This window comes from Eikenella sp. HMSC061C02 (genome assembly GCF_001809035.1).
Taxonomy (GTDB): Bacteria; Pseudomonadota; Gammaproteobacteria; order Burkholderiales; family Neisseriaceae; genus Eikenella; species Eikenella corrodens.
The window spans coordinates 11,901-35,287 of record NZ_KV795572.1; the positions used below are offsets into that span (position 1 = coordinate 11,901).

18 protein-coding genes are annotated in these 23,387 nt (G+C 54.7%); 12 read left to right on the forward strand and 6 right to left on the reverse strand.

All coding sequences use genetic code 11. The features are described from left to right. The first annotated feature begins 128 nt into the window (after positions 1-128). Positions 129-3,728: a bifunctional proline dehydrogenase/L-glutamate gamma-semialdehyde dehydrogenase PutA gene (putA, locus tag HMPREF2541_RS09940; protein WP_003824421.1), complete on the forward strand. Its 3,600-nt coding sequence runs from the start codon at positions 129-131 to the stop codon at positions 3,726-3,728. 104 nt (positions 3,729-3,832) lie between these two features. Continuing rightward, positions 3,833-4,585 carry a hypothetical protein gene (locus HMPREF2541_RS09945; protein ID WP_070543450.1) on the forward strand — a complete coding sequence of 251 codons (753 nt, stop codon included), beginning with the start codon at positions 3,833-3,835 and terminating at the stop codon, positions 4,583-4,585. Positions 4,586-5,158: 573 nt separating this feature from the next. Here the strand turns inward: HMPREF2541_RS09945 and HMPREF2541_RS09950 are convergent. The 5 genes from HMPREF2541_RS09950 to HMPREF2541_RS09970 form a co-directional block, all read right to left on the reverse strand. Beyond that, entirely contained in the window at positions 5,159-6,025 is an 867-nt protein-coding gene (locus HMPREF2541_RS09950) for a DUF808 domain-containing protein (RefSeq protein WP_003824424.1), read from the reverse strand. 233 nt (positions 6,026-6,258) lie between these two features. Further along, on the reverse strand, positions 6,259-6,558 hold the full coding sequence (locus tag HMPREF2541_RS09955) for a DUF6968 family protein (protein ID WP_003824425.1): 300 nt from the start codon (positions 6,556-6,558) through the stop codon (positions 6,259-6,261). A gap of 83 nt (positions 6,559-6,641) precedes the next feature. Beyond that, on the reverse strand, positions 6,642-7,475 hold the full coding sequence (locus HMPREF2541_RS09960; RefSeq protein WP_070543452.1) for an HlyC/CorC family transporter: 834 nt from the start codon (positions 7,473-7,475) through the stop codon (positions 6,642-6,644). Position 7,476: 1 nt separating this feature from the next. Continuing rightward, the gene (ybeY, locus tag HMPREF2541_RS09965; RefSeq protein ID WP_003824428.1) at positions 7,477-8,004 is read right to left on the reverse strand and encodes an rRNA maturation RNase YbeY; all 528 of its coding nucleotides are present in this window, start codon (positions 8,002-8,004) and stop codon (positions 7,477-7,479) included. Positions 8,005-8,108: 104 nt separating this feature from the next. Further along, positions 8,109-8,942 carry a hypothetical protein gene (locus HMPREF2541_RS09970; protein WP_070543453.1) on the reverse strand — a complete coding sequence of 278 codons (834 nt, stop codon included), beginning with the start codon at positions 8,940-8,942 and terminating at the stop codon, positions 8,109-8,111. A gap of 186 nt (positions 8,943-9,128) precedes the next feature. On the opposite strand from HMPREF2541_RS09970, the gene HMPREF2541_RS09975 reads away from it, so the two are divergent. From HMPREF2541_RS09975 to gnd, 8 genes are all read left to right on the forward strand, one after another. Next, complete coding sequence (locus HMPREF2541_RS09975) at positions 9,129-11,966, forward strand: valine--tRNA ligase (RefSeq protein ID WP_070543455.1); 2,838 nt, start codon at positions 9,129-9,131, stop codon at positions 11,964-11,966. 61 nt (positions 11,967-12,027) lie between these two features. Then, the gene (locus HMPREF2541_RS09980; RefSeq protein ID WP_023887468.1) at positions 12,028-12,441 is read left to right on the forward strand and encodes a hypothetical protein; all 414 of its coding nucleotides are present in this window, start codon (positions 12,028-12,030) and stop codon (positions 12,439-12,441) included. 308 nt (positions 12,442-12,749) lie between these two features. After that, on the forward strand, positions 12,750-13,274 hold the full coding sequence (gene fabA / locus HMPREF2541_RS09985) for a 3-hydroxyacyl-[acyl-carrier-protein] dehydratase FabA (RefSeq protein ID WP_035580833.1): 525 nt from the start codon (positions 12,750-12,752) through the stop codon (positions 13,272-13,274). A gap of 93 nt (positions 13,275-13,367) precedes the next feature. Beyond that, complete coding sequence (gene fabB, locus HMPREF2541_RS09990; protein ID WP_070543457.1) at positions 13,368-14,579, forward strand: beta-ketoacyl-ACP synthase I; 1,212 nt, start codon at positions 13,368-13,370, stop codon at positions 14,577-14,579. Positions 14,580-15,037: 458 nt separating this feature from the next. Then, complete coding sequence (hpaR, locus tag HMPREF2541_RS09995; protein WP_003824437.1) at positions 15,038-15,484, forward strand: homoprotocatechuate degradation operon regulator HpaR; 447 nt, start codon at positions 15,038-15,040, stop codon at positions 15,482-15,484. A gap of 223 nt (positions 15,485-15,707) precedes the next feature. Then, positions 15,708-16,505, forward strand: coding sequence for a phosphatidate cytidylyltransferase (locus tag HMPREF2541_RS10000; protein WP_070543459.1), 798 nt, complete (start codon positions 15,708-15,710; stop codon positions 16,503-16,505). Between the two features lie 150 nt (positions 16,506-16,655). After that, entirely contained in the window at positions 16,656-18,524 is a 1,869-nt protein-coding gene (locus HMPREF2541_RS10005) for a ribonuclease catalytic domain-containing protein (protein WP_070543461.1), read from the forward strand. Between the two features lie 316 nt (positions 18,525-18,840). After that, positions 18,841-20,307: a decarboxylating NADP(+)-dependent phosphogluconate dehydrogenase gene (gene gnd / locus HMPREF2541_RS10010; RefSeq protein ID WP_070543463.1), complete on the forward strand. Its 1,467-nt coding sequence runs from the start codon at positions 18,841-18,843 to the stop codon at positions 20,305-20,307. A 100-nt stretch (positions 20,308-20,407) separates the two neighbouring features. Here the strand turns inward: gnd and lpxC are convergent, their stop codons facing one another. Beyond that, positions 20,408-21,325: a UDP-3-O-acyl-N-acetylglucosamine deacetylase gene (gene lpxC / locus HMPREF2541_RS10015; RefSeq protein ID WP_035580838.1), complete on the reverse strand. Its 918-nt coding sequence runs from the start codon at positions 21,323-21,325 to the stop codon at positions 20,408-20,410. A 195-nt stretch (positions 21,326-21,520) separates the two neighbouring features. Between lpxC and waaC the strand changes: the two genes are divergently transcribed. Together waaC and HMPREF2541_RS10025 are read left to right on the forward strand one after the other, a co-directional pair. Beyond that, entirely contained in the window at positions 21,521-22,510 is a 990-nt protein-coding gene (gene waaC / locus HMPREF2541_RS10020; RefSeq protein ID WP_003824447.1) for a lipopolysaccharide heptosyltransferase I, read from the forward strand. Between the two features lie 119 nt (positions 22,511-22,629). After that, on the forward strand, positions 22,630-23,379 hold the full coding sequence (locus tag HMPREF2541_RS10025; RefSeq protein ID WP_003824449.1) for an electron transfer flavoprotein subunit beta/FixA family protein: 750 nt from the start codon (positions 22,630-22,632) through the stop codon (positions 23,377-23,379). The last annotated feature ends 8 nt before the right edge of the window (positions 23,380-23,387 follow it).

Here is a 23,387-nt window from a genome sequence, read left to right on the forward strand (position 1 = left end):
CACATTATCCGCAGTTTGGTTTATGATGCCGTTTTACCGACGTTCAAACCAAGCAGCTATTCATAACGAAACAGAGGCTACCTGAAAAGCGGTTTATCGGGCAGCCCCACCAACCACGGAGACCAACCATGTTCCAGTTTGCCCATCCCCAACAAACCAGCCTGCGCCAAGCCGTTACCGATGCCTACCGCCGCGACGAAGTCGAAGCCGTGCAGGATATGCTCGAACGCGCCCAGATGAGCCAAGACGAGCGTACCGCCGCCGACCGGCTCGCCCGCCGGCTGGTGAAGCAGGTGCGCGAAGAGCGCCGCCGTGCCAGCGGGGTGGATGCATTGATGCACGAGTTCTCCCTTTCCAGCGAAGAAGGCATCGCCCTGATGTGTTTGGCCGAAGCCCTGCTGCGTATTCCCGATAAAGCCACCCGCAACAAACTCATCCACGACAAAATCTCCGGCGGCGACTGGAAAAGCCACCTCGGCAACAGCCCCTCTTTATTTGTAAACGCCGCCGCCTGGGGCTTGCTGGTTACCGGCAAGCTCGCTGCCGCCCCCAGCGGCCAAAGCCTCGGCAATGCGCTCACCCGCATCGTGAGCAAAGGCGGCGAGCCGCTCATCCTCAAAGGCGTAGACTACGCCATGCGCATGCTCGGCAAACAGTTCGTTACCGGCCAAACCATCGAAGAAGCCCTGAAAAACGGCAAAGAACGCGAAAAACTCGGCTATCTCTATTCCTTCGATATGCTCGGCGAAGCCGCCATGACCGAAGCCGATGCCGAACGCTACTATCAAGACTACGTCAACGCCATCCACGCCATCGGCCAAGATGCAGCCGGCAAAGGCATTTATGAAGGCAACGGCATTTCCGTCAAACTCTCCGCCATTCACCCGCGCTATTCCCGCGCCCAACACGACCGCGTGATGAACGAGCTGCTGCCGCGCCTGAAAGAATTGTTCCTGCTCGGCAAAAAATACGATATCGGCATCAACATCGACGCCGAAGAAGCCAACCGCCTCGAACTCTCGCTCGATTTGATGGAAGCCCTGGTTTCCGACCCCGACCTGGCCGGTTACCACGGCATTGGCTTCGTGGTGCAGGCTTATCAGAAACGCTGCCCCTTCGTAATCGACTATTTAATCGACCTCGCCCGCCGCAACAATCAGAAGCTGATGATCCGCCTGGTGAAAGGCGCGTATTGGGACAGCGAAATCAAATGGGCGCAAGTGGACGGCATGAACGGCTACCCCACCTACACCCGCAAAGTCCACACCGACATTTCCTACCTGGCCTGTGCACGCAAACTGCTCGACGCGCAAGATGCCGTATTCCCGCAATTCGCTACCCACAACGCCTACACTCTGGCCGCCATTTACCAAATGGGCAAAGGCAAACAGTTCGAACACCAATGCCTGCACGGCATGGGTGAAACCCTGTACGACCAAGTGGTCGGCCCGCAAAACTTGGGACGGCGCGTACGCGTGTATGCACCGGTGGGCACGCATGAAACCCTGCTGGCCTACTTGGTGCGCCGCCTGCTGGAAAACGGCGCAAACACCTCGTTTGTAAACCAGATTGTGGATGAAAACATCAGCATTGACACCCTCATCCGCAGCCCCTTCGATACCTTGGCCGAACAAGGCATTCATCCCAACAACAGCCTGCCATTGCCGCGCAATCTGTATGGCAACGAACGCCTCAATTCGCAAGGCCTCGACCTGAGCAACGAAAGCACGCTGCAAGAGCTGCAAACCATTATGAACAATGCCGCTGCCACGCCCTTGCATGCCGTGCCGCTTTTGGCCGTGGCCGCCCCAACCCAGGCCGCGCATGAAGTGCGCAATCCGGCCGACCACAGCGAAGTGGTGGGCAGTGCCGCCTTCGTAGAGGCCGCCGCCGTACCGGAAATCATCGCCGCCGCCAAAGCCGCCGAAAGCAGCTGGGCTGCCGTTTCCGCCGCCGAACGCGCCAACATGCTGCGCCGCCTGGCCGACCTGATGGAAGCGCACATGCCCGAGCTGATGGCCTTGGCCGTGCGCGAAGCCGGCAAAACGCTGAACAACGCCATCGCCGAAGTGCGCGAAGCCGTGGATTTCTGCCGCTACTACGCCGACGAAGCCGAACACACGCTACCTGAAAACAGCCAAGGCGTGGGCACCATCGTTACCATCAGCCCGTGGAACTTCCCGCTGGCCATCTTCACCGGCGAAGTGGTGGCCGCATTGGCCGCAGGTAACACCGTGGTGGCCAAACCCGCCGAACAAACCAGCCTGATCGCCTACCGCGCCGTGCAGCTGATGCACGAAGCCGGTATTCCGCGCAACGTGCTGCAGCTTGTGCTCGGCGCGGGCGACGTGGGCGCTGCCCTCACGCAAGACGAACGCATCAACGGCGTGGTGTTCACCGGCTCCACCGAAGTGGCCCGCCTCATCAACCAATCGCTCGCCCGCCGCAGTGGCCAGCCCGTGCTGATTGCCGAAACCGGCGGCCAGAACGCCATGATTGTGGACAGCACCGCGCTGGCCGAGCAGGTATGCGTTGACGTACTTGCCTCCGCCTTCGACAGCGCCGGCCAGCGTTGCTCCGCCCTGCGTATCTTGTGCGTGCAGGAAGACGTGGCCGACCGCATGGTGAACATGATTCGCGGCGCAATGGACGAATTGCGCGTGGGCAACCCCGCCGAACTGAGCACCGATATCGGCCCGGTAATCGATGCCGAAGCGCAGGCCAATCTGCAAAGCCATATCGACCGCATGAAAGGCATCGCCAAATCCAGCCACCAAATCAGGCTACCTGAAAATGCCGATAACGCCACCTTCATCGCGCCCACACTGTTTGAATTGAACAATTTGAACGACTTGCAGCGCGAAGTGTTCGGCCCGATCCTGCACGTTATCCGCTACCGCGCCGACGAGCTCGACCAGCTCATCGACCAAATCAACGCCAAAGGCTACGCCCTCACCGGCGGCATCCACAGCCGCATCGACGGCACGGTGGAACACATCCGCCGCCGCATCGAAGCAGGCAACCTTTATGTGAACCGCAACATCGTCGGCGCCGTGGTGGGCGTGCAGCCCTTCGGCGGCCACGGCCTCTCCGGCACTGGCCCCAAAGCCGGCGGCCCCTTCTACCTGCAACGCCTCAGCCGCCTCGACAGCTGGCGCACGCCCCCGCTCACCCGCAGCGGCCAGGCCGACGAAGACGCACTCAACCGCCTGCAAACCCTGCTGCAAAGCCTGCCGCTCACCCAAGAGCAGAAGCTGGACTTGGCCGGCAGCCTCGGCCGCGCCCGCGTACACACCCTGCGTCAAGCCGAGCAAGTGTTGCGCGGCCCCACCGGCGAACACAACGTGTTGAGCTGGCAGGCGCCCAAACGCGTATGGCTCTATGGCGGCAGCCTGCCGCAAGCCTTCGCCGCCTGGATTGAGCTCGCCGGCTCCGGCATCACCGCCCTCGTGTCCGACCAGCATCCATTGGCCGCCTACGCCGAACAGGCTCCCGACCTGCTGGAAACCTCAACCACTCCCGCTTCCGCCGGCATCAGCCACGTGGTTGCCCTGGAAGAATTGCCGGTGGAACTCAAACAGACACTGGCCGGCAGCGACGGTGCACTGGTGCGCATCATCAACGCCCAACACGGCGTGGACGTGCTGCAGCTGTTTGAAGAAACCTCCTGCAGCATCAACACCACTGCCGCCGGCGGTAACGCCCACCTGATGGCCGCAGGCGATTAAACCAGCGTTTGTGTAGGCAATGAAAAGGCTACCTGAAAGTTTCAGGTAGCCTGATTTATAAATGGCTCCAAACATGATGGAATTAATATTATCAAGGACTGCTTATGGAAAATCTCAGCCAAATCTTACAAATCACATATAAAATCCTAGCCGACATGCCAGGGAAGCAAGGACATGTATCTGATATTGCTATTGAAGCTGTCAGAATAAATCACAATATGGGAATGGATGCGGATACATTCAGCAACAAACTATCATCAGCGCTTGCTGCTCATGTGAAAAAGAAAGACGCCGTCTTTACTAAGGTTGCCAGTAAAAAAGATGCGAAAGGAAAGGTTGTTTCCTACAAGCGTGGCGTGTACCGCCTGAAGAAACTGAGAGTAGCCAACCCTACAGAACAAAATATTGCTCCGCCCGTAGATTCTGCCTTTTTAGGCAAAGCCGGCGAGTTGGCCGTGATGAGTGAACTATTATTCTGGGGATTTAATGCTTCATTGATGGTGGTGGATAAAGGAATTGATATTGTTGCCTCAAAGGAAAATATCTATTACCACATCCAAGTGAAAACATCTCAGCCGCGTGCCAATGGCAGTTTTGGTTTCAGCATCAATCAAAAATCTTTTGAAGCCAACCACAGCGGCAATACCTATTATGTCTTCGCCCTGCGTGAGCTCACAAAAACATCTTTCGCCGTTATCCCGAGTAGCCACATTACTACGCTTAAAAACCGAGGTATCATCAAAGGCCAAGACTCTCTATCCATCAGCATCTCTATTTTAGATAAAGGGAAGCGGTATCTACTGAATAACAAAGATGATATTTCTACATTTATCAACAATTTCGGACAAATTAAATAGAGATAACCATGAGGAAGCTGATATTTTATTGTTCTTTCATTGTTCTATCCGTCATGTCGCAAGCTCAGCCAACCCCAGACCCCGATAGATGGGCGCTGTTCACAGAATCATATGATGGAGCAACAAACGTATTCATTGATAAACAAACTGTTGGTAGCGATAGCGCATGGTTCCTTTTAACTAATACCATTGATGCAGACGGAAATAAAACTAATGCGCTAGGGCATGTATTCTTTCGCTGCGGCCAACACAAGATAGCCTTTGGTAGGCAATCCGTGATAGATGCTGCGACAGGGCGAGTTATAAGGGTTGAATCGGGAGACCCGAGTTATTTTGTAGATGTTTTCCCATCCTCGGTACAAGAAAATATATATTTTTATTTCTGTAATAACTATTACCATAAATAAAAAAGACAGTAGAAAGCCCGCGATGAGCGGGCTTAATTTGATTATTTCACTGTCTCCATAGAGGAACTACGGTCTTGCTCAATAAACTGGATAACTAATTTTGATGGGTAAGGGGTACTATCAATGCCTACTTTTTAGTTAGCCTTTCCATTGTTCTATGCGCCGCTCAATCCTGCCGCCGCTTTTCCCACAATTTCATTAGTGGCAACACCACCGCGCAGGCAACCGCGCCCACGACGAGGCCGGTGATTAGGTAGGCAAGTGTGCTGGTGAGGCCGCTGTCCCAGTGGTGTTCGTGCAGCCAATGGTGCAGCGCGCCCCAGTTGTGGGCGAAGATGCCGCCGCCCACGAGGAACATGGCCAGCGTGCCAACGATGCTGACGCCGCGCATAAACCACGGCATAAACAAAATAATGGCTTTACCAACCGCAGCGGTGGCCGGGCGGCGCATCAGGGCGAAGCCGAAGTCGTCGGCCTTCACAATCAGCGCCACGATGCCATACACAAATATGGTGAGCCCGATGCCGATGAGCAGCAGGCTGATGATTTGGGTGGTGAGGCTGGATTCGGCCACCACGCCCAGGGCGATGATGACGATTTCGGCGGAGAGGATGAAGTCGGTGCGGATGGCGCCTTTGATTTTGGCATTTTCGTCGATCAATTCGTCGGGCACGCTGTGTGCGCTGCCGTCGCGGCGGTGCATCAGCTTGTGCAGCAGTTTTTCCACGCCTTCGAAACACAAATAGCCGCCGCCGAGCATTAAAAGCGGCGTAATCAGCACGGGCGAGAACACGGAAAGCAGCAGGGCGGCGGGAATCAGAATCAGCTTGTTCACCAGCGAGCCCTTGGCCACCGCCCACACGATAGGTAGCTCGCGGTCGGCGCGCACGCCAGTTACCTGGTTGGCATTGAGCGCCAAGTCGTCGCCCACCACGCCGGCGGTTTTTTTGGCGGCTACTTTGGTCATCAAAGCCACGTCGTCGAGCACGGAGGCGATGTCGTCGAGCAGGGTGAGGAGGGAGGAGAAAACCATTTTGAATCCTTGTGATATAAATTTCAGGTAGCCTTTTGGACATGGCGGAAGGCTACCTGAAAATCGTGATGCTGTTGCTCTCGGGTGTGTTGGGCTGGAATACGGCGGTATTATAGCCAAAGTGCTTATTTCCTCATACGGCGTCGGCTCGCCTTGCCGTACTGCCTGCGGCTTGCTGCTTTGCCCCGTGCTTAATTGTTGCCCGACGGGGTTAAAAATGCAGTTGCTATTCGCTAGTTTAAATGATCGGGTAAGGGAAACCCAAGATTTTTGTCCCCATACCAAGATAAATTTTCCTTTTTCCAATAATCTGTGTGAGACAGGATGACACCTAGTTTGATCATGGCCAAATAAATAGCTTGCAGCATATCTTCACCGATTACCCTGCCCTCATCCAAATAATCCTGTTTGCTTATTTTATATTGGCAAACATATGCCTTGTATTCGTCGGAAAAAAAGGGCTGATACAAGGTAATCTCGACAGCTTCGCCATTTCCTGTACGTAATTCTCTATATCCTATGATTCTATGCATACATTCACCATACGGGCACGTTGGCACGAAAGGCTACCTGAAAAATGGAAAATCCGGTTTCAGGTAGCCTTTATCATGCGGGCTTATTCGGGCTTGGCTTTCACCGCCATCAGCGTGTGCAGGCGGCGGTTGTCGGCGCGGGCCACGGTGAATTGCAGGGGGCCGATAACGGCTTTTTCGCCGCGCACAGGCAGATGGCCGAGCTCTTTAATCACCAGCCCGCCGATGGTGTTCACTTCTTCGTCGCTGTAGTCCGTGCCGAAGAATTCGTTCACGTCTTCGATTTCGGTAACGGCGTTGATGCGCCAGCGGTCGGGGGAAACGGCGAAGATATTGTCTGCGCTGTCGTCTTCGTCGAATTCGTCTTCGATGTCGCCCAAAATCTGCTCGATTACGTCTTCCAGCGTTACCAGGCCGCTGATGCTGCCGTATTCGTCCACCACCACGGCCAGGTGGTTGTGCATATCGCGAAACTCTTTAAGCAGCACGTTCAACGGCTTGCCCTCGGGCACGAACACGGCTGGGCGCAGCACGTTTTCGAGCTTGAACTGTTCGGGATTGAGGGTGTATTTGAGCAGGTCTTTGGCGTGCAGGATGCCGAGTACGTTGTCTTTGTCGTCGGCAATCACGGGGAAGCGGGAGTGGGTGGTGCCCACCACATAGGCGATAATGCGGCTGATGCTGTCGCCGGCCTTCACCACGTCCATCTGGGCGCGGCTGATCATGGCGTCGCGCACTTCCAGCCCGCGGAAATCAATGATTTTCTCCAGCCATTGCTGGGTATCTTCATCGAAGATTTTCTGTTCGCGCGCTTGGCGCAGCAGGGCGAGTATGTCTTCGGGGGAGTCGGGGCTGTCACCGGCGAGGCGGCCGAACAGCCGTTCAAAAAATCCGGGCTTGTCCGGGTGGTCGTCCATTTCAGTCTGCATCCTGTGCGTAGGGGTTGGGGTATCCTAACTGATTCATCAGGCGGATTTCAAGTGCTTCCATGGCTTCGGCTTCATCGGGCTCGATGTGGTCGTGCCCCATCAGGTGCAGCACACCGTGCAGGGTGAGGTGGGCGAAGTGCGCTTCCAAAATTTTGCCTTGTTCGGCAGCCTCGCGCACCACCACTTGCGGGCAGATAACCAGGTCGCCGCGCAAAACGGGCAGGCTACCTGAAAGCCCGGCCAAAGCAGCCTGTTCGCCTTCATCCAGAGCAAAGCTGAGCACATTGGTGGCGTAGTCTTTTTGGCGGTAGTCGCGGTTGTAGGCGCGGGCGGTTTCTTCATCGAGCAGCAGCAGGCCGATTTCGGCACGGCGGTACTGCGATTTCACGGCCTGCCACGCCCAACGGCGGAATTGCGCCTCGCCCGGGCAGCCGGGCAGCCGGGCTTGATCGGCAAAATACAGTTGCAAGCGTTGGCGCAACAAGGCGGGAAAGGGATAACGTTTGGCGGTTTTCATGGTTTGGGTTGAATTGAAAAACGGGCGCTATTATAGCGGGAAAGGCTACCTGAAAACCCGGAAATGCGTTTTCAGGTAGCCTCTATTTTATGCCAAACCGCACACTAGCATTCTGCCTTTGCCGCTGCTGCCGCCCGCTTCAATTCGGCAGCCAGCTTGCTTTTCTCTTCCTTGTTCAAGCCTGCCACCGCCAGCAGCTTTCTATCCAGCGCCACCGGCACGCCGCCGCTATTGGGCACGAAAGCCAGCAGGTAGTGCTGCCCGCTGGGGGTTTGAAACGTCCAAGCACGGTTTTCCTGTTTGCCGAAGCTGAGGCCGATCTTATGGGTTTTGCCGTCGATTTCCGCTTGATATACCGCGTCTTTACCCGCATTACCGGTACTCAGGCAGGGCACGGCTACCAGCTGCCAAGGCTGGGCTTCGGGTCGGTTGATGGCGGCCAAAATCCGGCGGTAGCGCGGCACACGCACCAGCGCGACATAAAACGCGGCGCCAATCATCAATAGCCCCAGCCCGCCAAACAGCAACACACCCATGCTGCGGTTACCCACTTTCTCCACCGCCACATCCAGCGTCAGGCGTGATGGATCATTAGCGTCGGCCACTGCACGGGCATAAATATCGCCGCCAGTACCGAAAAAGCTAAAGGATTTTTTCACCGTATGACCGCGGTATGTGATGGTAGTTTTGCAGCTGGTAAAAATGGATTTGCGAGTGGTGCATTCACCATCGATCCGCGCGTTTACCGGCACGGCGTGTTGGCCGATTTGGTAGTCTTGATAGATTTCGGCGGCAACATGACCCTGCCACGCAACAAATATCGCGCCCACCGGCAGTATCAGCAACAGCGCCACCAAATCCATCATAATCGGCCGATGCGGCCCGATACCCCGCATGGTGAAGGGTTTAACCGGCATGGAAAAAGGCAGAATGTGCATAAATGGTTCTCCTCGAGAAATAAATGGCACTATAAAAGAAGCCGGTATAGTTTGCCAAATTGGCAAAGGCTACCTGAAAGCAGAAATGGTTTACAGCTAGCCTTATCCCTCGCTCCGGGCTACCTGAAAACCATCTGCTTCCACTATAATTCGCCCTTTACGCCAATAATTTTCAGGTAGCCTCCGATGCTCGACAAATACAATCCCGCCGAAATCGAATCCAAACACTATCAAAACTGGGAAACCCAAGGTTATTTCCAGCCTGATATGGATTTGACCAAACCTTCTTTTTCCATCCAACTGCCGCCGCCCAACGTAACCGGCACGCTGCACATGGGCCATGCCTTCAACCAAACCATTATGGACGGCCTGACCCGCTACTACCGCATGAAAGGCTGCAACACCGCCTGGATTCCCGGCACCGACCACGCGGGCATCGCCACGCAAATCGTGGTCGAGCGTCAGCTTGCCGCGCAAAATGTGTCCCGTCATGACTTGGGGCGCGAAAAATTCTTGGAAAAAGTGTGGGAATGGAAAGAAGTTTCCGGCGGCACGATTACGCAGCAGATGCGCCGCGTGGGCTGTTCCGCCGACTGGACGCGCGAGTATTTCACGATGGACGACGTGCGTGCCGAAACCGTAACCGAAGTGTTTGTGCGCCTGTTTGAACAGGGCTTGATTTACCGCGGCAAACGCTTGGTGAACTGGGATCCCGTGCTTGGCACGGCGGTATCGGATTTGGAAGTGGAAAGCGTGGAAGAACAAGGCTCTATGTGGCACATCCGCTATCCGCTGGCGGACAATCCCGCCGAAGCCGTTATCGTGGCGACCACCCGTCCCGAAACGCTGCTGGGCGACGTTGCCATTGCCGTCAATCCTGAAGACGAACGTTACACCCACTTAATCGGCAAAGAATTAATCCTGCCGCTGACCGGCCGCTCCATCCCCGTGATTGCCGACGAATACGTTGAAAAAGACTTCGGCACAGGCTGCGTGAAAATCACGCCTGCGCACGACTTCAACGACTACGAAGTCGGCAAACGCCACGACACGCGCTTGGTTAATGTGTTCGACTTGGAAGCCAAAGTGCTGGCAAACGCCGAAGTGTTCAACTTCAAAGGCGAAGCGCAACAAGGCTTTGCCCTGCCTGAAAAATATGCAGGCTTGGACCGATTTGCCGCGCGCAAACAAATGGTTGCCGATTTGCAGGAACAAGGCTTGTTGGTCGAAATCAAAGCGCACACGCTGATGACGCCGAAAGGCGACCGAACCGGCTCAGTAATTGAGCCGATGCTGACCAGCCAATGGTTTGTCGCCATGTCCGCCACACCGAACGGTGGCGAACCTAACAGCGAATTCAAAGGCTTGAGCCTCGCCGACAAAGCCAAAAAAGCCGTCGACAGCGGCGCGGTACGCTTTATCCCCGAAAACTGGGTCAACACCTACAACCAATGGATGAACAACATCCAAGACTGGTGCATCTCGCGCCAACTGTGGTGGGGCCATCAAATCCCCGCGTGGTACGACGAAGCAGGCAATGTTTACGTTGCCCGCAATCAGGCGGAAGCCGAAAAACAAGCCGGCAAAACTGGTTTGACCCGCGAAGAAGACGTATTGGACACATGGTTCTCCTCCGCGCTCGTGCCGTTCTCCACGCTCGGCTGGCCGTCTGAAACCGACGAACTCAAAGCCTTCCTGCCGTCCAACGTCTTGGTAACCGGCTACGAAATCATCTTCTTCTGGGTGGCGCGCATGATTATGATGACCACCCACTTCACCGGCAAAGTGCCGTTTAAAGACGTGTACATCCACGGCATCGTGCGCGACCACGAAGGCAAGAAAATGTCCAAATCCGAAGGCAACGTCATCGACCCCGTCGATTTGATCGACGGCATCGACTTGGACAAGCTGCTGGTGAAACGCACGACCGGCCTGCGCAAACCCGAAACCGCGCCGAAAGTGGAAGAAGCAACCAAAAAACTCTTCCCCGAAGGCATCCCCAGCATGGGCGCGGACGCATTGCGCTTCACCATGGCGAGCTACGCCAGCTTGGGGCGCAGCGTAAACTTCGACTTCAAACGCGCCGAAGGCTACCGCAACTTCTGCAACAAAATCTGGAACGCCACCAACTTCGTCTTGATGAACACCGAAAACCAAGACTGCGGCTACGGCGCAACCGCCACCGAACCGCGCGGCTACTCCTTCCCCGATATGTGGATCATAGGTCGTCTGAATCAGACCATCGAGCAAGTAACGCAAGCCTACGAAACCTACCGCTTTGATTTGGCAGCAGAAACCCTGTACAGCTTCGTATGGAACGACTATTGCGACTGGTATCTGGAACTCGCCAAAGTGCAGCTTCAAACCGGCTGCGCCAGCCGTCAGCGCGCCACACGCCATACCTTATTGCGCGTACTCGAAGCCGCCCTGCGCCTGCTGCACCCGATTATCCCGTTCATCACCGAAGAATTGTGGCAAACCGTCGCCCCCATGTGCGACGCCAAAACCGCCGACAGCATCATGCTTGCCCGCTTCCCCGAAGCCGACCGCGAACAAATCGTTCAGACGACCTTCGAGCAAATGACCGTGTTGCAAGATTTGATCGGCGCCATCCGCAACCTGCGCGGCGAAATGGGCATCCAGCCTAATGTCAAAGCCCCGCTGTTTGTCGAAAGCGCGGACGACTTGGCGGACTACCTCAAATACCTGCCGATGATGACCCGCCTGACCGAAGCACAGCAAGTCGCCGCCCTGCCCGAAAGCGAAGACGCCCCCGTCGCCGTCTGCAACGGCGCGCGCCTGATGCTGAAAGTCGAAATCGACAAAGCCGCCGAAACCGCCCGCTTGAGCAAAGAAGCCGAAAAGCTGCAAAAAGCCTTGGACAAACTCAACGCCAAACTCTCCAAACCCGGCTACACCGAAAAAGCCCCCGCGCATCTGGTGGAAAAAGACAAAGCCGATTTGGCGGAATTGGAGGCGAAAATGGCGAAGGTGCAGGCTGCTTTGGAGAAGTTGAAAGGATAAACCTTTTCGGCAATCCAAGAGGCTACCTGAAAATTCAATCTGCCACCAAGAAGTGAAAAATATGAAGCCTTATCTGAAAAGCTTCCTGCTGATTGCCTTCGGCCTACCCCTGCTGGCTGGCTGGCTGATGATAGCCACCGCGCTGCTGAATGGTGATTTGTTTATGGATTTGTCTTCGCCCAAACACCGCCACTTTTATGCCAGCCTGCTGCTGATATTGTGGGGATACTGCCTGCCCGCGGCGGCCACGTATATTTTGCTGGCAATATGGCTGAAGCTTCAGCGCGGTTGGCGCGGAGCAGGCGTGTCTGCGGCGTTAGGGTTGGTCTTGGCAATATCGTCTATCGTATTGGGTGAGATGTTTTGGGGCGATGGCTTCGTGGAATGGGAGCTGACCTTGGCCATCGGCACTATCTCGGCCTTTGCGGCAGCCATCATGTTGCTCTGTCTGCCCAAAAGGCAATCCTTGGAATAATATTTGTCGGCATCACCGCCGTTTCAAAAAGTTTCTCCCGCTAACACCGACTTGCCAAAAGGATAAAAGGGGCTACCTGAAAAACACAGCTAGTATTTTTCAGGTAGCCTTTCTGTTATACAAGCCGTGCCGATAGGATTAAAATGCCGCTGGCAAAGCTATCGGCCAGATTGCGCGGCACGGCATAATCAAATAGAATGCTTAATTTAGAGCTAAAACCTAAATTGTGCCGTAAGCGCTTCGCTAACCAACGATTCTGGTTTTTCTCCCATTATATCAAGCTGCCTTTGGCAGCATTAAGGATACCCATGAGCAATTTCGTTCCACAAAACAGCTACTCCAAAGAAGAACTCTTGGCCTGCGGCCGCGGCGAACTTTTCGGCGCGGGCAACGCGCAGCTGCCAATGCCCGATATGTTGATGATCGACCGCATTGTTGAAATCAACAGCACCGGCGGCAAATACGGCAAGGGCGAAATCATCGCCGAATTGGATATCCACCCCGATTTGTGGTTCTTCGGCTGCCACTTCATCGGCGATCCGGTAATGCCCGGCTGCTTGGGTTTGGACGCCATGTGGCAATTAGTGGGCTTCTTCCTGGGCTGGACGGGTGCGCCTGGCCGCGGCCGCGCCTTGGGCTGCGCCGAAGTGAAATTCACCGGCCAAGTATTGCCCAAGCACAAGAAAATCACTTACCACATCCACATGAAACGCGTGATGAACAGCAAACTGGTGCTGGGCATTGCCGATGCGGAAATGAGCGTGGACGGCCATAAGATTTACGAAGGCAACGGCCTGCGTGTAGGCTTGTTTACCAGCACAGACGATTTCTAGCCAACGGGCTACCTGAAAACGCCGGCTTTAAACCAATAGAAGCTTCTGCGTTTACTTTTCAGGTAGCCTACTTTCCTAACGGAGTTCATTATTATGAAACGAGTAGTCGTAACCGGTATCGGCATCGTGTCCAGCTTGGGCAACAACTGCCGCGAAGTGCTCGAATCGCTGCGCCAGCTCAAATCCGGCATCGCTTTTGACGAAAGCTACCGCGAAATGGGCTTGCGCTCACACGTGGCCGGCAACATCAATATCGATACCAAAGAGCACATCGATCGCAAAATCCTGCGCTTTATGGGCAACGCTGCCGCCTATGCCTATATCGCCATGAAAGAAGCCATCGCCCACGCCGGGCTCACTGAAGAACAGGTATCAAACGTACGCACCGGCATCGTGGCCGGCAGCGGCGGCGCCTCTTCCGCCTCGCAAGTGGAAGCAGCCGATACCTTGCGCGAGAGCGGCGTGAAGCGCATCGGCCCCTACGGCGTAACCAAAACCATGGCCTCCACTGTGGCCGCCTGCTTGGCTACCCCGTTTAAAATCAAAGGCGTGAACTATTCCATCAGCTCCGCCTGCTCCACTTCCGCCCACTGTATCGGCCACGCCGCCGAACTGATTCAGCTTGGCAAACAAGATATCGTGTTTGCCGGCGGCGGCGAAGAAGTATCGTGGCAGATGAGTTCCCTGTTTGACGCCATGGGCGCATTATCGAGCAAATACAACGATACGCCCGAACAGGCCAGCCGTGCCTACGATGCCGACCGCGACGGCTTCGTGATTTCCGGCGGTGGCAGCATTTTGGTGATGGAAGAATACGAACACGCCAAAGCGCGCGGTGCCAATATCCTGTGCGAACTCACCGGCTACGGCGCCACTTCCGACGGCCACGATATGGTGCAGCCGTCCGGCGAAGGCGCGGTGCGCTGCATGCAGATGGCACTCGCCCAGCACGGCGGCAGCGTGGACTACATTAATGCCCACGGCACGTCCACCCCGGTGGGCGACACCAAAGAACTCGGCGCCATCCGCGAAACCTTTGAAGGCAAAGAAGTACCGCTCATCAGCTCCACCAAATCCCTTTCCGGCCACGCATTGGGTGCTGCCGGTTCCAATGAGGCGATTTATTCCATCCTGATGATGCTCAACGATTTCGTGTGTGCCAGCGCCAATGTCCTGAATTTAGATGAAAAAGCTGCCGGTCTGCCGATTGTGCGCGAAAACATCGCCAAAAAGCTCAATGCCGTGATGTCGAACAGCTTCGGCTTCGGCGGCACCAATGCCACGTTGATTTTCAGCCGCGTGTAGTAAAGGCTACCTGAAAAATAGCCGAACCCGTTTTGGGGTTCGGCTGTTTTTATATGGTTTTTTCTGGCGTGAAAACCGGCAACTTCAGCATACCGTATCCGTTTACCTGATAATGAGGCAAAGCATGCAACAGTGTTTGTAAAGTTTTTGCTAATTTTTTCAGGTAGCCTTGATAATTATCCGGCCTACCATTATCTTAATAACGATAGATTTTTAAAAATACACTTGCTGATGTGATTTATTCTGATTTTTTGGTCAAGACGATCCTTTTTAGCTAGATAATTTTGCCAAGCATGGTCAATAACTTGACCTTAATCAAGAAAATCAATAATCCGCATATTATGGGCTTGAGTTATATAATAAACTGAACCAATACCCTGATCGTTAACAGGGAATTAATTATAAAAAACCACACAAAAATGTTGCCAACTACTTCGTCTGTACCAAGGGAGATCGCGATGATCAAGCATTCCAAACATTCTTCGCTAAATATTGCGTTAATACAGGCGCGCGAAGCGTTGATGACGCATTTTCGCCCGCTGCTCAACGAAATCGGCCTCACCGACCAGCAATGGCGTATCCTGCGCCTCTTGGCCGAAAACGGTACGATGGATTTTCAAGACTTGGCCCGCAGCGCCTGCATCCTGCGCCCCAGCCTTACCGGCATCCTTACCCGCCTGGAAAAAATGAAGCTGGTGGTACGCCTGCGCCCGGCCAACGACCACCGCCGCGTTTACCTCAAACTTACCGAAGAAGGCGAGCGTACTTTCAACGACTTTGTCGGCAAAATCGATGCTTGCTACGACGACATCGAAAGCCAGCTTTCTAAAGAAAAACTGGAACAGCTGCACGAATTGCTGAACCAAATGGCTGCTATCCATGTGGCCACAATGGCGCGGATGTAAGGCCTACCGTATTCCGTAAAGGCTACCTGAAAACCTCTGTCCGGTTTTTCAGGTAGCCTTTTCCTATAGCTAAAGCATTCGCTGCTTACTTTATATTGGCCTGCCTGCTACGGCTCACCACCGAGTAGGAAAAAATCATTGTTTTAGCTATAGGTAAGGCAGTTTCGCTTATAATCCTGCAATCAAAACAAATACGCCAAAGGCCACCTGAAAGAACCCAACCATGCTCAAACAACGAATCCTCACCGCCCTGGTTTTACTGCCGCTGATGCTCGGTATGCTGTTTGCCGCCGGCAGCAGCCTGTGGGCACTGTTTTCCGGTCTGATTGCCCTGCTTGCCCTGTGGGAATACAGTCGGCTGTGCAGCATGCCGGAACAAATGCAGCGGCCTTATTTGGCCGGTACCGCGCTGTTTATGGCGCTGGCGTGGAGTGGCGGTTGGCGGCTGCCGACAGCGGCATGGGCAATCGTGCTCGCCTTCTGGCTGCTCGGCATGCCTGCCTGGCTGCGTTTCAAATGGCGGTTACAGGCCGATTGGAAAGGTATGGCCGCCGGCTGGCTGCTGATGCTGCCTTTCTGGTTTGCCCTGCTGGAGCTGCGCCCCAACAGCCAATCTGCGCTTTATCTCTTGGCCGTGATGATGCTGGTGTGGATTGCCGACGTGTTTGCCTATGTATTCGGCCGGCTGTGGGGCAAACACAAACTGGCCCCCACCATCAGCCCCGGCAAAAGCTGGGAAGGCGTGTTTGGCGGGCTGTTGTGCGGGCTGGTGTATGCCTCATTGGCACGCGCTGCCGGCTGGTTCGGCTTCAATATTTCCTGGCTCGGCATCATGCTCACTGCCACTGTACTTACCTTTGTGGGTATCGGCGGCGACCTTCTGGAGAGCTGGTTTAAACGTGCTGCCGGCGTGAAAGACAGCAGCAACCTGCTCCCCGGCCACGGCGGCGTATTTGACCGTGTGGATTCGCTGATAGCCGTATTGAGCGTATATGCCGCCATCGGTGCATTGTTCGGCTAAATAGAGGCTACCTGAAAAATTTTGGCTTTGCAGAAACCCTGCTGCATTTTCATCTCGCTTTCAGGTAGCCTTCCTGAGAAACTGCCTGTTTCTATGCTAAAATCCGCCCCCCTCAATATTTCAACCCGACAAAGCGGTTTCCCCTTTTAAATGAATATATTCTACGAAGAAAGCGGCCAATTCAAAGTGGCCGCTGTGGTGCAGAAAAACGATAGCACCTATCAGGCCACCACCCAACATGGCAAACGCGCCAAAATCAAAGCCAACAACGTTTTCGTGGAATTCACCGAGCCGATGGACGCTTTTCTCGAACGCGCCCAGGCCGAAGCCGCACAAATCGACACCGACCTGCTGTGGGAATTTTGCGGCGAAGACGAATTTACTGCCCAAAACATCGCAGCCGACTACTTCGGTCATCCTCCAAGCCAGCACGAACTGGCCGCCACCCTGATTGCGCTCTATGCCGCACCGATGTATTTCTATAAAAAAGGCAAAGGCGTGTTTAAAGCAGCGCCGGAAGACACCCTGAAACAGGCACTGGCCGCCATCGAGCGCAAAAAACAACAAGACGCACAAATAGCCGCTTGGGCAGAAGAATTAGCACAAGGCCGACTGCCCGCTGAAATTGCCGCTGATTTACGCACCATCCTGCACAATCCGGACAAACAATCGCCCACCTACAAAGCCTTCGCCAAAGCCGCCGCCGAACTGAAGATTTCCGCCTATCAGCTCGCCCGGCAAACCGGCGGCGTGGGCTCGCTGCCTCAATACCTGCTCGACGGCTTTTGCTGCAAACACTTCCCACAAGGCACCGCCGCACCGGAAACCGCCGTGCCCGCTGTCCCCGAACTGCCGGATGCCGCCGATTTGTCCGCATTCTCCATTGATGATGTCGAAACCAGCGAAATCGACGACGCGCTTTCCGTGCAAGACCTGCCGGGCGGCGGCAAACGTGTCGGCATCCACATCGCCGTGCCCACGCTGGCCATTGCCGAAAACAGCCCGATTGAAACCCTTATTAAACAAAGGCAAAGCACTGCCTACTACCCCGGCGGCAAAATCACCATGCTGCCGAACAACTGGATTCAAACCTTCAGCCTAGACGAAGGCAAACGGCCGGTATTGAGCCTGTATGTGGAAGTAGACAAGGATTTTCAGGTAGCCTCAGCGCCGCAAACCCGCCTCGAAAACCTAAGCATCAAGCACAACCTGCGCATCCAAGACATCGAGCCGCATTTCAACGCCGACACCGGCCTCTCCGAAAACGAACCCGTACGATTCCCCTGCCAGCCGCAGCTGCGCTGGCTGTACCGCTTCGCCGTCGAACGCCAAAAACAGCGCGATCGCTACGAAGAAAACCGCGCCCCGCAATACGACTACGGCATCGAATTCAATCCCGACGGCAGCGTGCGCATCAGCCGCCGCGAACGCGGCTCGCCCATCGACACGCTGGTATCCGAAATGATGATTCTGGCCAACAGCACCTGGGCACAAATGCTGGATGAGAACGGCCTGCCCGGCCTTTTCCGCGTGCAAACCGTCGGCAAAGTGCGCATGAGCACCCAATCCGAGCCGCACAGCGGCATGAACTTGGCGCACTACGGCTGGTTCACCTCCCCGCTGCGCCGCGCCGCCGACTGCATCAACCAGCGCCAGCTGCTCAGCTTAATCGAGCCCGATTTGCCGCCGCGTTTTGAAAAAAACAGCAGCGATCTGTTTGCCGCCCTGCGCGATTTCGATGCTGCCTACACCGTCTACGCCGATTTCCAACGCCAGATGGAAGCCTATTGGAGCCTGGTGTATATGCAGCAGGAAAACCTGCTCGAGCTGACCGCCGTATTGCTGAAAGAAGATTTGGTGCGCATCGAAGGCCTGCCGCTGGTGGGCCGCGTGCACGGCGTGCCGATCGACATCCCGCCCAAAACCCGCATGAAACTGGCCGTTACCCAATTGGATGCCGAGCAGCAGCTTTTGTCTTTGAAATATTTGAACGTATTGCCGCCGGAATCAGCTGCTTAAATGATAGGGTACTGGCTCAATACAACAACGGCTTATTTCCACTATTCTCTGCGGACAAAGCAGGCAAATAATCGATTTATCCACAAACAGCCAATTAGCCCAGCCATTATTCCACAATAATCCACAGTCGAACGGCAACCAAACAACAAGGTTTACTTATCCTATCTAAATGGTTTTAATGAATTTTCTGGATAATCCACTATTTCTATACTGCTCCAATATAAACAACAAAAATAAATTAGAAAATTAGATATAAAAACGACTTAGTTCAACTTACCCCGATACTAAATTTCAAACTTCGTAATCTAAAAACATTATGCAAAACCCTCTTCACAATAAAAGCGATATTGCCGTTATCGGTTTGGCCGTTATGGGACAAAACCTGATTCTGAATATGAACGATCACGATTTCCAAGTGAGTGCCTACAACCGCACGGCGGCTAAAACTGAGCAATTCCTTAATGGCCCGGCCAAAGGTACAAAAATTATCGGTGCCTACAGCTTGGAAGAACTAATCGGCCAATTGAAGCAGCCCCGCAAGGTGATGCTGATGGTGCAGGCCGGGCAGGCAGTAGACGAGTTGATTGCGCAGCTGGTGCCGCTCTTGGATAAGGGCGACATCATCATCGATGGTGGCAATGCCCATTATCCCGATACCGAACGGCGTACTGCTGAGCTGGCTGCACAAGGTATTTTATTTATTGGTACCGGTATTTCCGGTGGTGAAGAAGGCGCGCGCCATGGGCCGTCTATCATGCCTGGCGGCAACCCGGAAGCTTGGCCGGCAGTAAAGCCGATTTTGCAGGCAGTAGCCGCCAAAACGGCCAATGATGAGGTATGTTGCCACTGGGTAGGCAAAAATGGTGCCGGCCATTTTGTGAAAATGGTGCATAACGGCATCGAATACGGCGATATGCAGCTTATCTGCGAAGCCTACCAGTTTATGAAAGACGGCCTGGGTATGAGCCATGCCGAAATGCAGGCTGTTTTTGCTGAATGGAATAAGACCGAACTTAATAGTTATCTGGTTCAAATTACTGCCGATATTTTGGGCACAAACGACGTAGACGGCACACCGCTGGTAGAAAAAATCCTCGATCGTGCCGGTCAGAAAGGCACTGGGAAATGGACCGGTATCAATGCCTTGGATTTGGGCACGCCGCTCACACTGATTACCGAAGCAGTGTTTGCTCGCTGTATTTCCGCCCTAAAAACCCAACGGGTGCAGGCCGAAACGGTTTTCGAGCATAAAATCGAGCCGGTGGCCGGTAAGCGGGAAGAATGGCTGGCTGCTTTGCGCCAAGCATTGCTGGCTTCCAAAATTATTTCTTATGCTCAAGGCTTTATGCTGATGCGTCAGGCCAGTGAGCATTACGGCTGGGATTTGGATTATGGGAATACTGCTTTGTTGTGGCGCGAAGGCTGCATCATCCGTAGCGCGTTTTTAGGCAATATCCGCGATGCCTATGCCGCCAATCCGGATTTGGTATTCCTTGGCAGCGATGCCTATTTCAAAAACCTGTTGCAGCAGGCCATGCCGGGCTGGCGCAAAGTGGCTGCTGCCGCGATGCAGCATGGTTTGCCGATGCCCTGCACCGTATCCGCCCTCTCCTTCCTCGACAGCTACACCTGCGGCCGCCTGCCCGCCAACCTGTTGCAGGCGCAACGCGACTACTTCGGCGCCCACACCTATGAGCGCATCGATCGGCCGGAAGGCGAGTTTTTCCACACAAACTGGACAGGCACCGGCGGCGATACCGCTTCCACCGCCTACAATGTTTGAGGCTACCTGAAAGCTGATGTAGCTTAGTGGCACTCCAAAATTAAAGGCTACCTGAAAACCGTTTGTTGATTTTCAGGTAGCCTTTTATCTGCTTGCCGGTTTACGCTGCAGCAGGCAGGGCGTGGAAAGCGGCGGGCAGGTTTTGGTTATGTGGGAAAGTGACCCATTCGTAGCTTTCCGGGTCGGCGAGAATGGCACGTAATAAGGCGTTATTGATGGCGTGGCCGGATTTGTGGCCTTCGAATGCGCCGATTATTGGCGCGCCGATGACATATAAATCGCCCACGGCATCGAGGATTTTGTGGCGTACGAATTCGTCGGGGTAGCGCAGGCCTTCCGGATTGAGCACGTCATTGTCGTCAATCACCACGGCATTGCTCAAGTTGCCGCCCAAGCCCAGGCCGTGTGCGCGCATCATTTCCACTTCCTGCATGAAGCCGAAGGTACGGGCGCGGGCGATTTCTTCCACATACGATGCGCCGGCGAAATCGATTTCAAAGGTGGGGTTGCTGCGGTTGAATACGGGGTGGTCGAAATTGATGGTAAGGCTGACTTTAAAGCCGTCGTACGGAGTAAAGCGCACCCATTTGCCCGGCTCCTGCACTTCCACTGGCTTCAAAATACGCAGGAAGCATTTTTCGGCCTTTTGATCCACGATGCCCGCATCTTGCAGCAGATACAAAAAAGGCAGGCTGGAGCCGTCCATAATCGGGATTTCCGGCGCATTCAATTCAATCAACACATTATCGATGCCGTAGGCGGCCAGTGCCGACATTAAATGCTCGATTGTGCCCACCCGCACGCCGTCTTCGGTAACGATGGTGGAGGAGAGGCGGGTGTCGTTGATCAGTTCGGGCACGAGCTTGATCGGGCGGTTTTGTTCGCCGGCCAAATCGGTGCGGCGGAATACGATGCCGCTGTTTTCGGCAGCCGGATGCAGGGTAAGCAAAACCCGCTCGCCGGAATGCAGGCCGACGCCGGTGGCTTGAACGGATTGGGCTAGGGTGCGCTGTTTCATAAAAACTCCGAGAAATCTGCATAAAGCAGCTGCCATCATACGGGAAATATGTTTGCCTGTCTTTCCGATTAAATTTGGCTATGGTTTGTTTTCAGGTAGCCCTAGGAAAAAGGCTACCTGAAAATGTAATGCGGCCTATTTATCAAGCTTCATCTTGTATAATTCCACCCGTTCCAACCACAGGCTTTCTCTCCGATGAAGATTTTACTGGTGCGCCTCTCCAGCATGGGCGATCTTATCCACACCCTGCCGGCAGTACAGGATTTAGCGCAGCATTGCCCGCAGGTGGAGTTGCATTGGCTGGCCGAGGCAGGGTTTGCCGATATTGCGCGCTTGCATCCGTTTGTGGCCAAGGTGATTCCGATGCGATGGCGGCAGTGGCGCAAACGGCTGTTTGCGGCGGATACGCGGCGGCAGATACGCGCGCTGAAGCAGGAGTTGGCCGGTGGCGGCTATGATTTCGTGCTCGACAGCCAAGGCTTGATAAAAAGCGCATGGTTTGCCCGCCAAGCGGGTGTGCCAGTGAAGGGTTTGGACAAACACAGCGCGCGTGAGGGTTGGGCGGCGGCGTTTTATGCGCAAGGTTTTCAGGTAGCCAAAGGGCGTGATGCGGTGTGGCGCAACCGCGAGCTGTTTGCCCAAGTGTTCGGTTATCGGTTTGACGGCGCGGCGGATTTCGGCATGCGTGTGCCGGAAGGCGCGGTGGTGCAGGGGCTATCTGAAAACTACCGTGTGGCTTTGCACGCCACCAGCCGTGAGAGCAAATTGTGGCCGGACAAATATTGGGTGGAATTGCTGAATCGGCTGCATGCAGCAGACGGTGCGGCGGTGTGGCTGCCGTGGGGCAGCGAGGTAGAACGGCAGCGCGCATTGGCCTTGGCGGATCAGATAGAGGCGGCGCAGGTGCCGGAAGAAAAGCTCAGCCTGCTGCAGGCGGCCTATGTATTGCGCGGCGCGCGCAGCGTTATCGGTGTGGATACTGGGCTGCTGCATTTGGCCAATGCGTTGGATAAGCCGCTGATCGGTATTTATACCGACAGCGATCCGGCAAAAACCGGCGTGCAGCCCTCGGCTTGGGCGGAGAATATGGGCGGTATCGGCTGCCTGCCGCAGCCAGAGGAAGTGTTTGAACGTTTGCTCCTGCTTGAGCAGGTTTATCAAGATAGCCAGGAGATTTTCAGGTAGCCTCAGGAGTTTATGGCCGTGTTTTAGCCATACTTGCATTATTTCCGCTAAATCGGCACAATCAGCCCGTTTTGCCGGATAAGTGAATCACTAACTAGATAGAAGGAAAAGGAAATTTCATGAAAGCACTGGTTGCCGTAAAGCGGGTGGTGGATTACAACGTGAAAGTGCGGGTGAAGGCCGACGGTTCGGATGTGGATATCGGCAATGTGAAAATGTCGATGAACCCGTTTGACGAAATTGCTATGGAAGAGGCGGTGCGCCTGAAAGAGGCCGGGAAGATTAGCGAAATCGTGGTGGTATCGTTGGGCGTGAAGCAGTGCGAAGAAACGCTGCGTACCGCGCTGGCCATGGGCGGTGATCGCGCTATTCATGTGCAAACCGATGATTATTTGGAGCCTTTGGCCGTAGCCAAGCTGCTGCGCAAAATCGCCGAGCGCGAGCAGCCGCAGCTGATTTTGCTGGGCAAACAGGCGATTGACGATGACGCCAACCAAACCGCGCAAATGCTGGCCGCCTTGCTCAATGCGCCGCAGGGTACGTTTGCCAGCAAGGTGGAATTGGGTGAAAACGAAGTAACCGTGGTGCGCGAAGTGGATGGCGGTTTGGAAACCGTGGCTCTGAAGCTGCCGGCAGTGGTCAGTGCGGATTTGCGTTTGAACGAGCCACGCTATGTGAAATTGCCTAATATCATGCAGGCCAAGAAAAAACCGCTGGAAAAGCTTGCGGTGGAAGAATTGGGCGTGGATATTGCACCTAAATTGCAGCAGCAGAAAGTGGCCGAGCCCAAACCGCGCAGCGGCGGCGTGAAGGTGCAAAGCGTGGCCGAACTGGTGGCCAAATTGAAAAACGAAGCCAAAGTAATTTGAGGATAAAG

What these genes read in the sequence shown, in the direction of transcription:
- fabA (WP_035580833.1), top strand. Translation starts at nt 12,750, where the DNA reads ATGAGCAATTTCGTTCCACAAAACAGCTACTCCAAAGAAGAACTCTTG.
- HMPREF2541_RS09950 (WP_003824424.1), bottom strand. Translation starts at nt 6,025, where the DNA reads ATGGTTTTCTCCTCCCTCCTCACCCTGCTCGACGACATCGCCTCCGTG.
- putA (WP_003824421.1), top strand. Translation starts at nt 129, where the DNA reads ATGTTCCAGTTTGCCCATCCCCAACAAACCAGCCTGCGCCAAGCCGTT.
- waaC (WP_003824447.1), top strand. Translation starts at nt 21,521, where the DNA reads ATGAAGATTTTACTGGTGCGCCTCTCCAGCATGGGCGATCTTATCCAC.
- HMPREF2541_RS09960 (WP_070543452.1), bottom strand. Translation starts at nt 7,475, where the DNA reads ATGGACGACCACCCGGACAAGCCCGGATTTTTTGAACGGCTGTTCGGC.
- HMPREF2541_RS09975 (WP_070543455.1), top strand. Translation starts at nt 9,129, where the DNA reads ATGCTCGACAAATACAATCCCGCCGAAATCGAATCCAAACACTATCAA.
- fabB (WP_070543457.1), top strand. Translation starts at nt 13,368, where the DNA reads ATGAAACGAGTAGTCGTAACCGGTATCGGCATCGTGTCCAGCTTGGGC.
- HMPREF2541_RS10005 (WP_070543461.1), top strand. Translation starts at nt 16,656, where the DNA reads ATGAATATATTCTACGAAGAAAGCGGCCAATTCAAAGTGGCCGCTGTG.
- HMPREF2541_RS09980 (WP_023887468.1), top strand. Translation starts at nt 12,028, where the DNA reads ATGAAGCCTTATCTGAAAAGCTTCCTGCTGATTGCCTTCGGCCTACCC.
- hpaR (WP_003824437.1), top strand. Translation starts at nt 15,038, where the DNA reads ATGATCAAGCATTCCAAACATTCTTCGCTAAATATTGCGTTAATACAG.
- HMPREF2541_RS09945 (WP_070543450.1), top strand. Translation starts at nt 3,833, where the DNA reads ATGGAAAATCTCAGCCAAATCTTACAAATCACATATAAAATCCTAGCC.
- HMPREF2541_RS09955 (WP_003824425.1), bottom strand. Translation starts at nt 6,558, where the DNA reads ATGCATAGAATCATAGGATATAGAGAATTACGTACAGGAAATGGCGAA.
- HMPREF2541_RS10025 (WP_003824449.1), top strand. Translation starts at nt 22,630, where the DNA reads ATGAAAGCACTGGTTGCCGTAAAGCGGGTGGTGGATTACAACGTGAAA.
- HMPREF2541_RS10000 (WP_070543459.1), top strand. Translation starts at nt 15,708, where the DNA reads ATGCTCAAACAACGAATCCTCACCGCCCTGGTTTTACTGCCGCTGATG.
- ybeY (WP_003824428.1), bottom strand. Translation starts at nt 8,004, where the DNA reads ATGAAAACCGCCAAACGTTATCCCTTTCCCGCCTTGTTGCGCCAACGC.
- gnd (WP_070543463.1), top strand. Translation starts at nt 18,841, where the DNA reads ATGCAAAACCCTCTTCACAATAAAAGCGATATTGCCGTTATCGGTTTG.
- HMPREF2541_RS09970 (WP_070543453.1), bottom strand. Translation starts at nt 8,942, where the DNA reads ATGCACATTCTGCCTTTTTCCATGCCGGTTAAACCCTTCACCATGCGG.
- lpxC (WP_035580838.1), bottom strand. Translation starts at nt 21,325, where the DNA reads ATGAAACAGCGCACCCTAGCCCAATCCGTTCAAGCCACCGGCGTCGGC.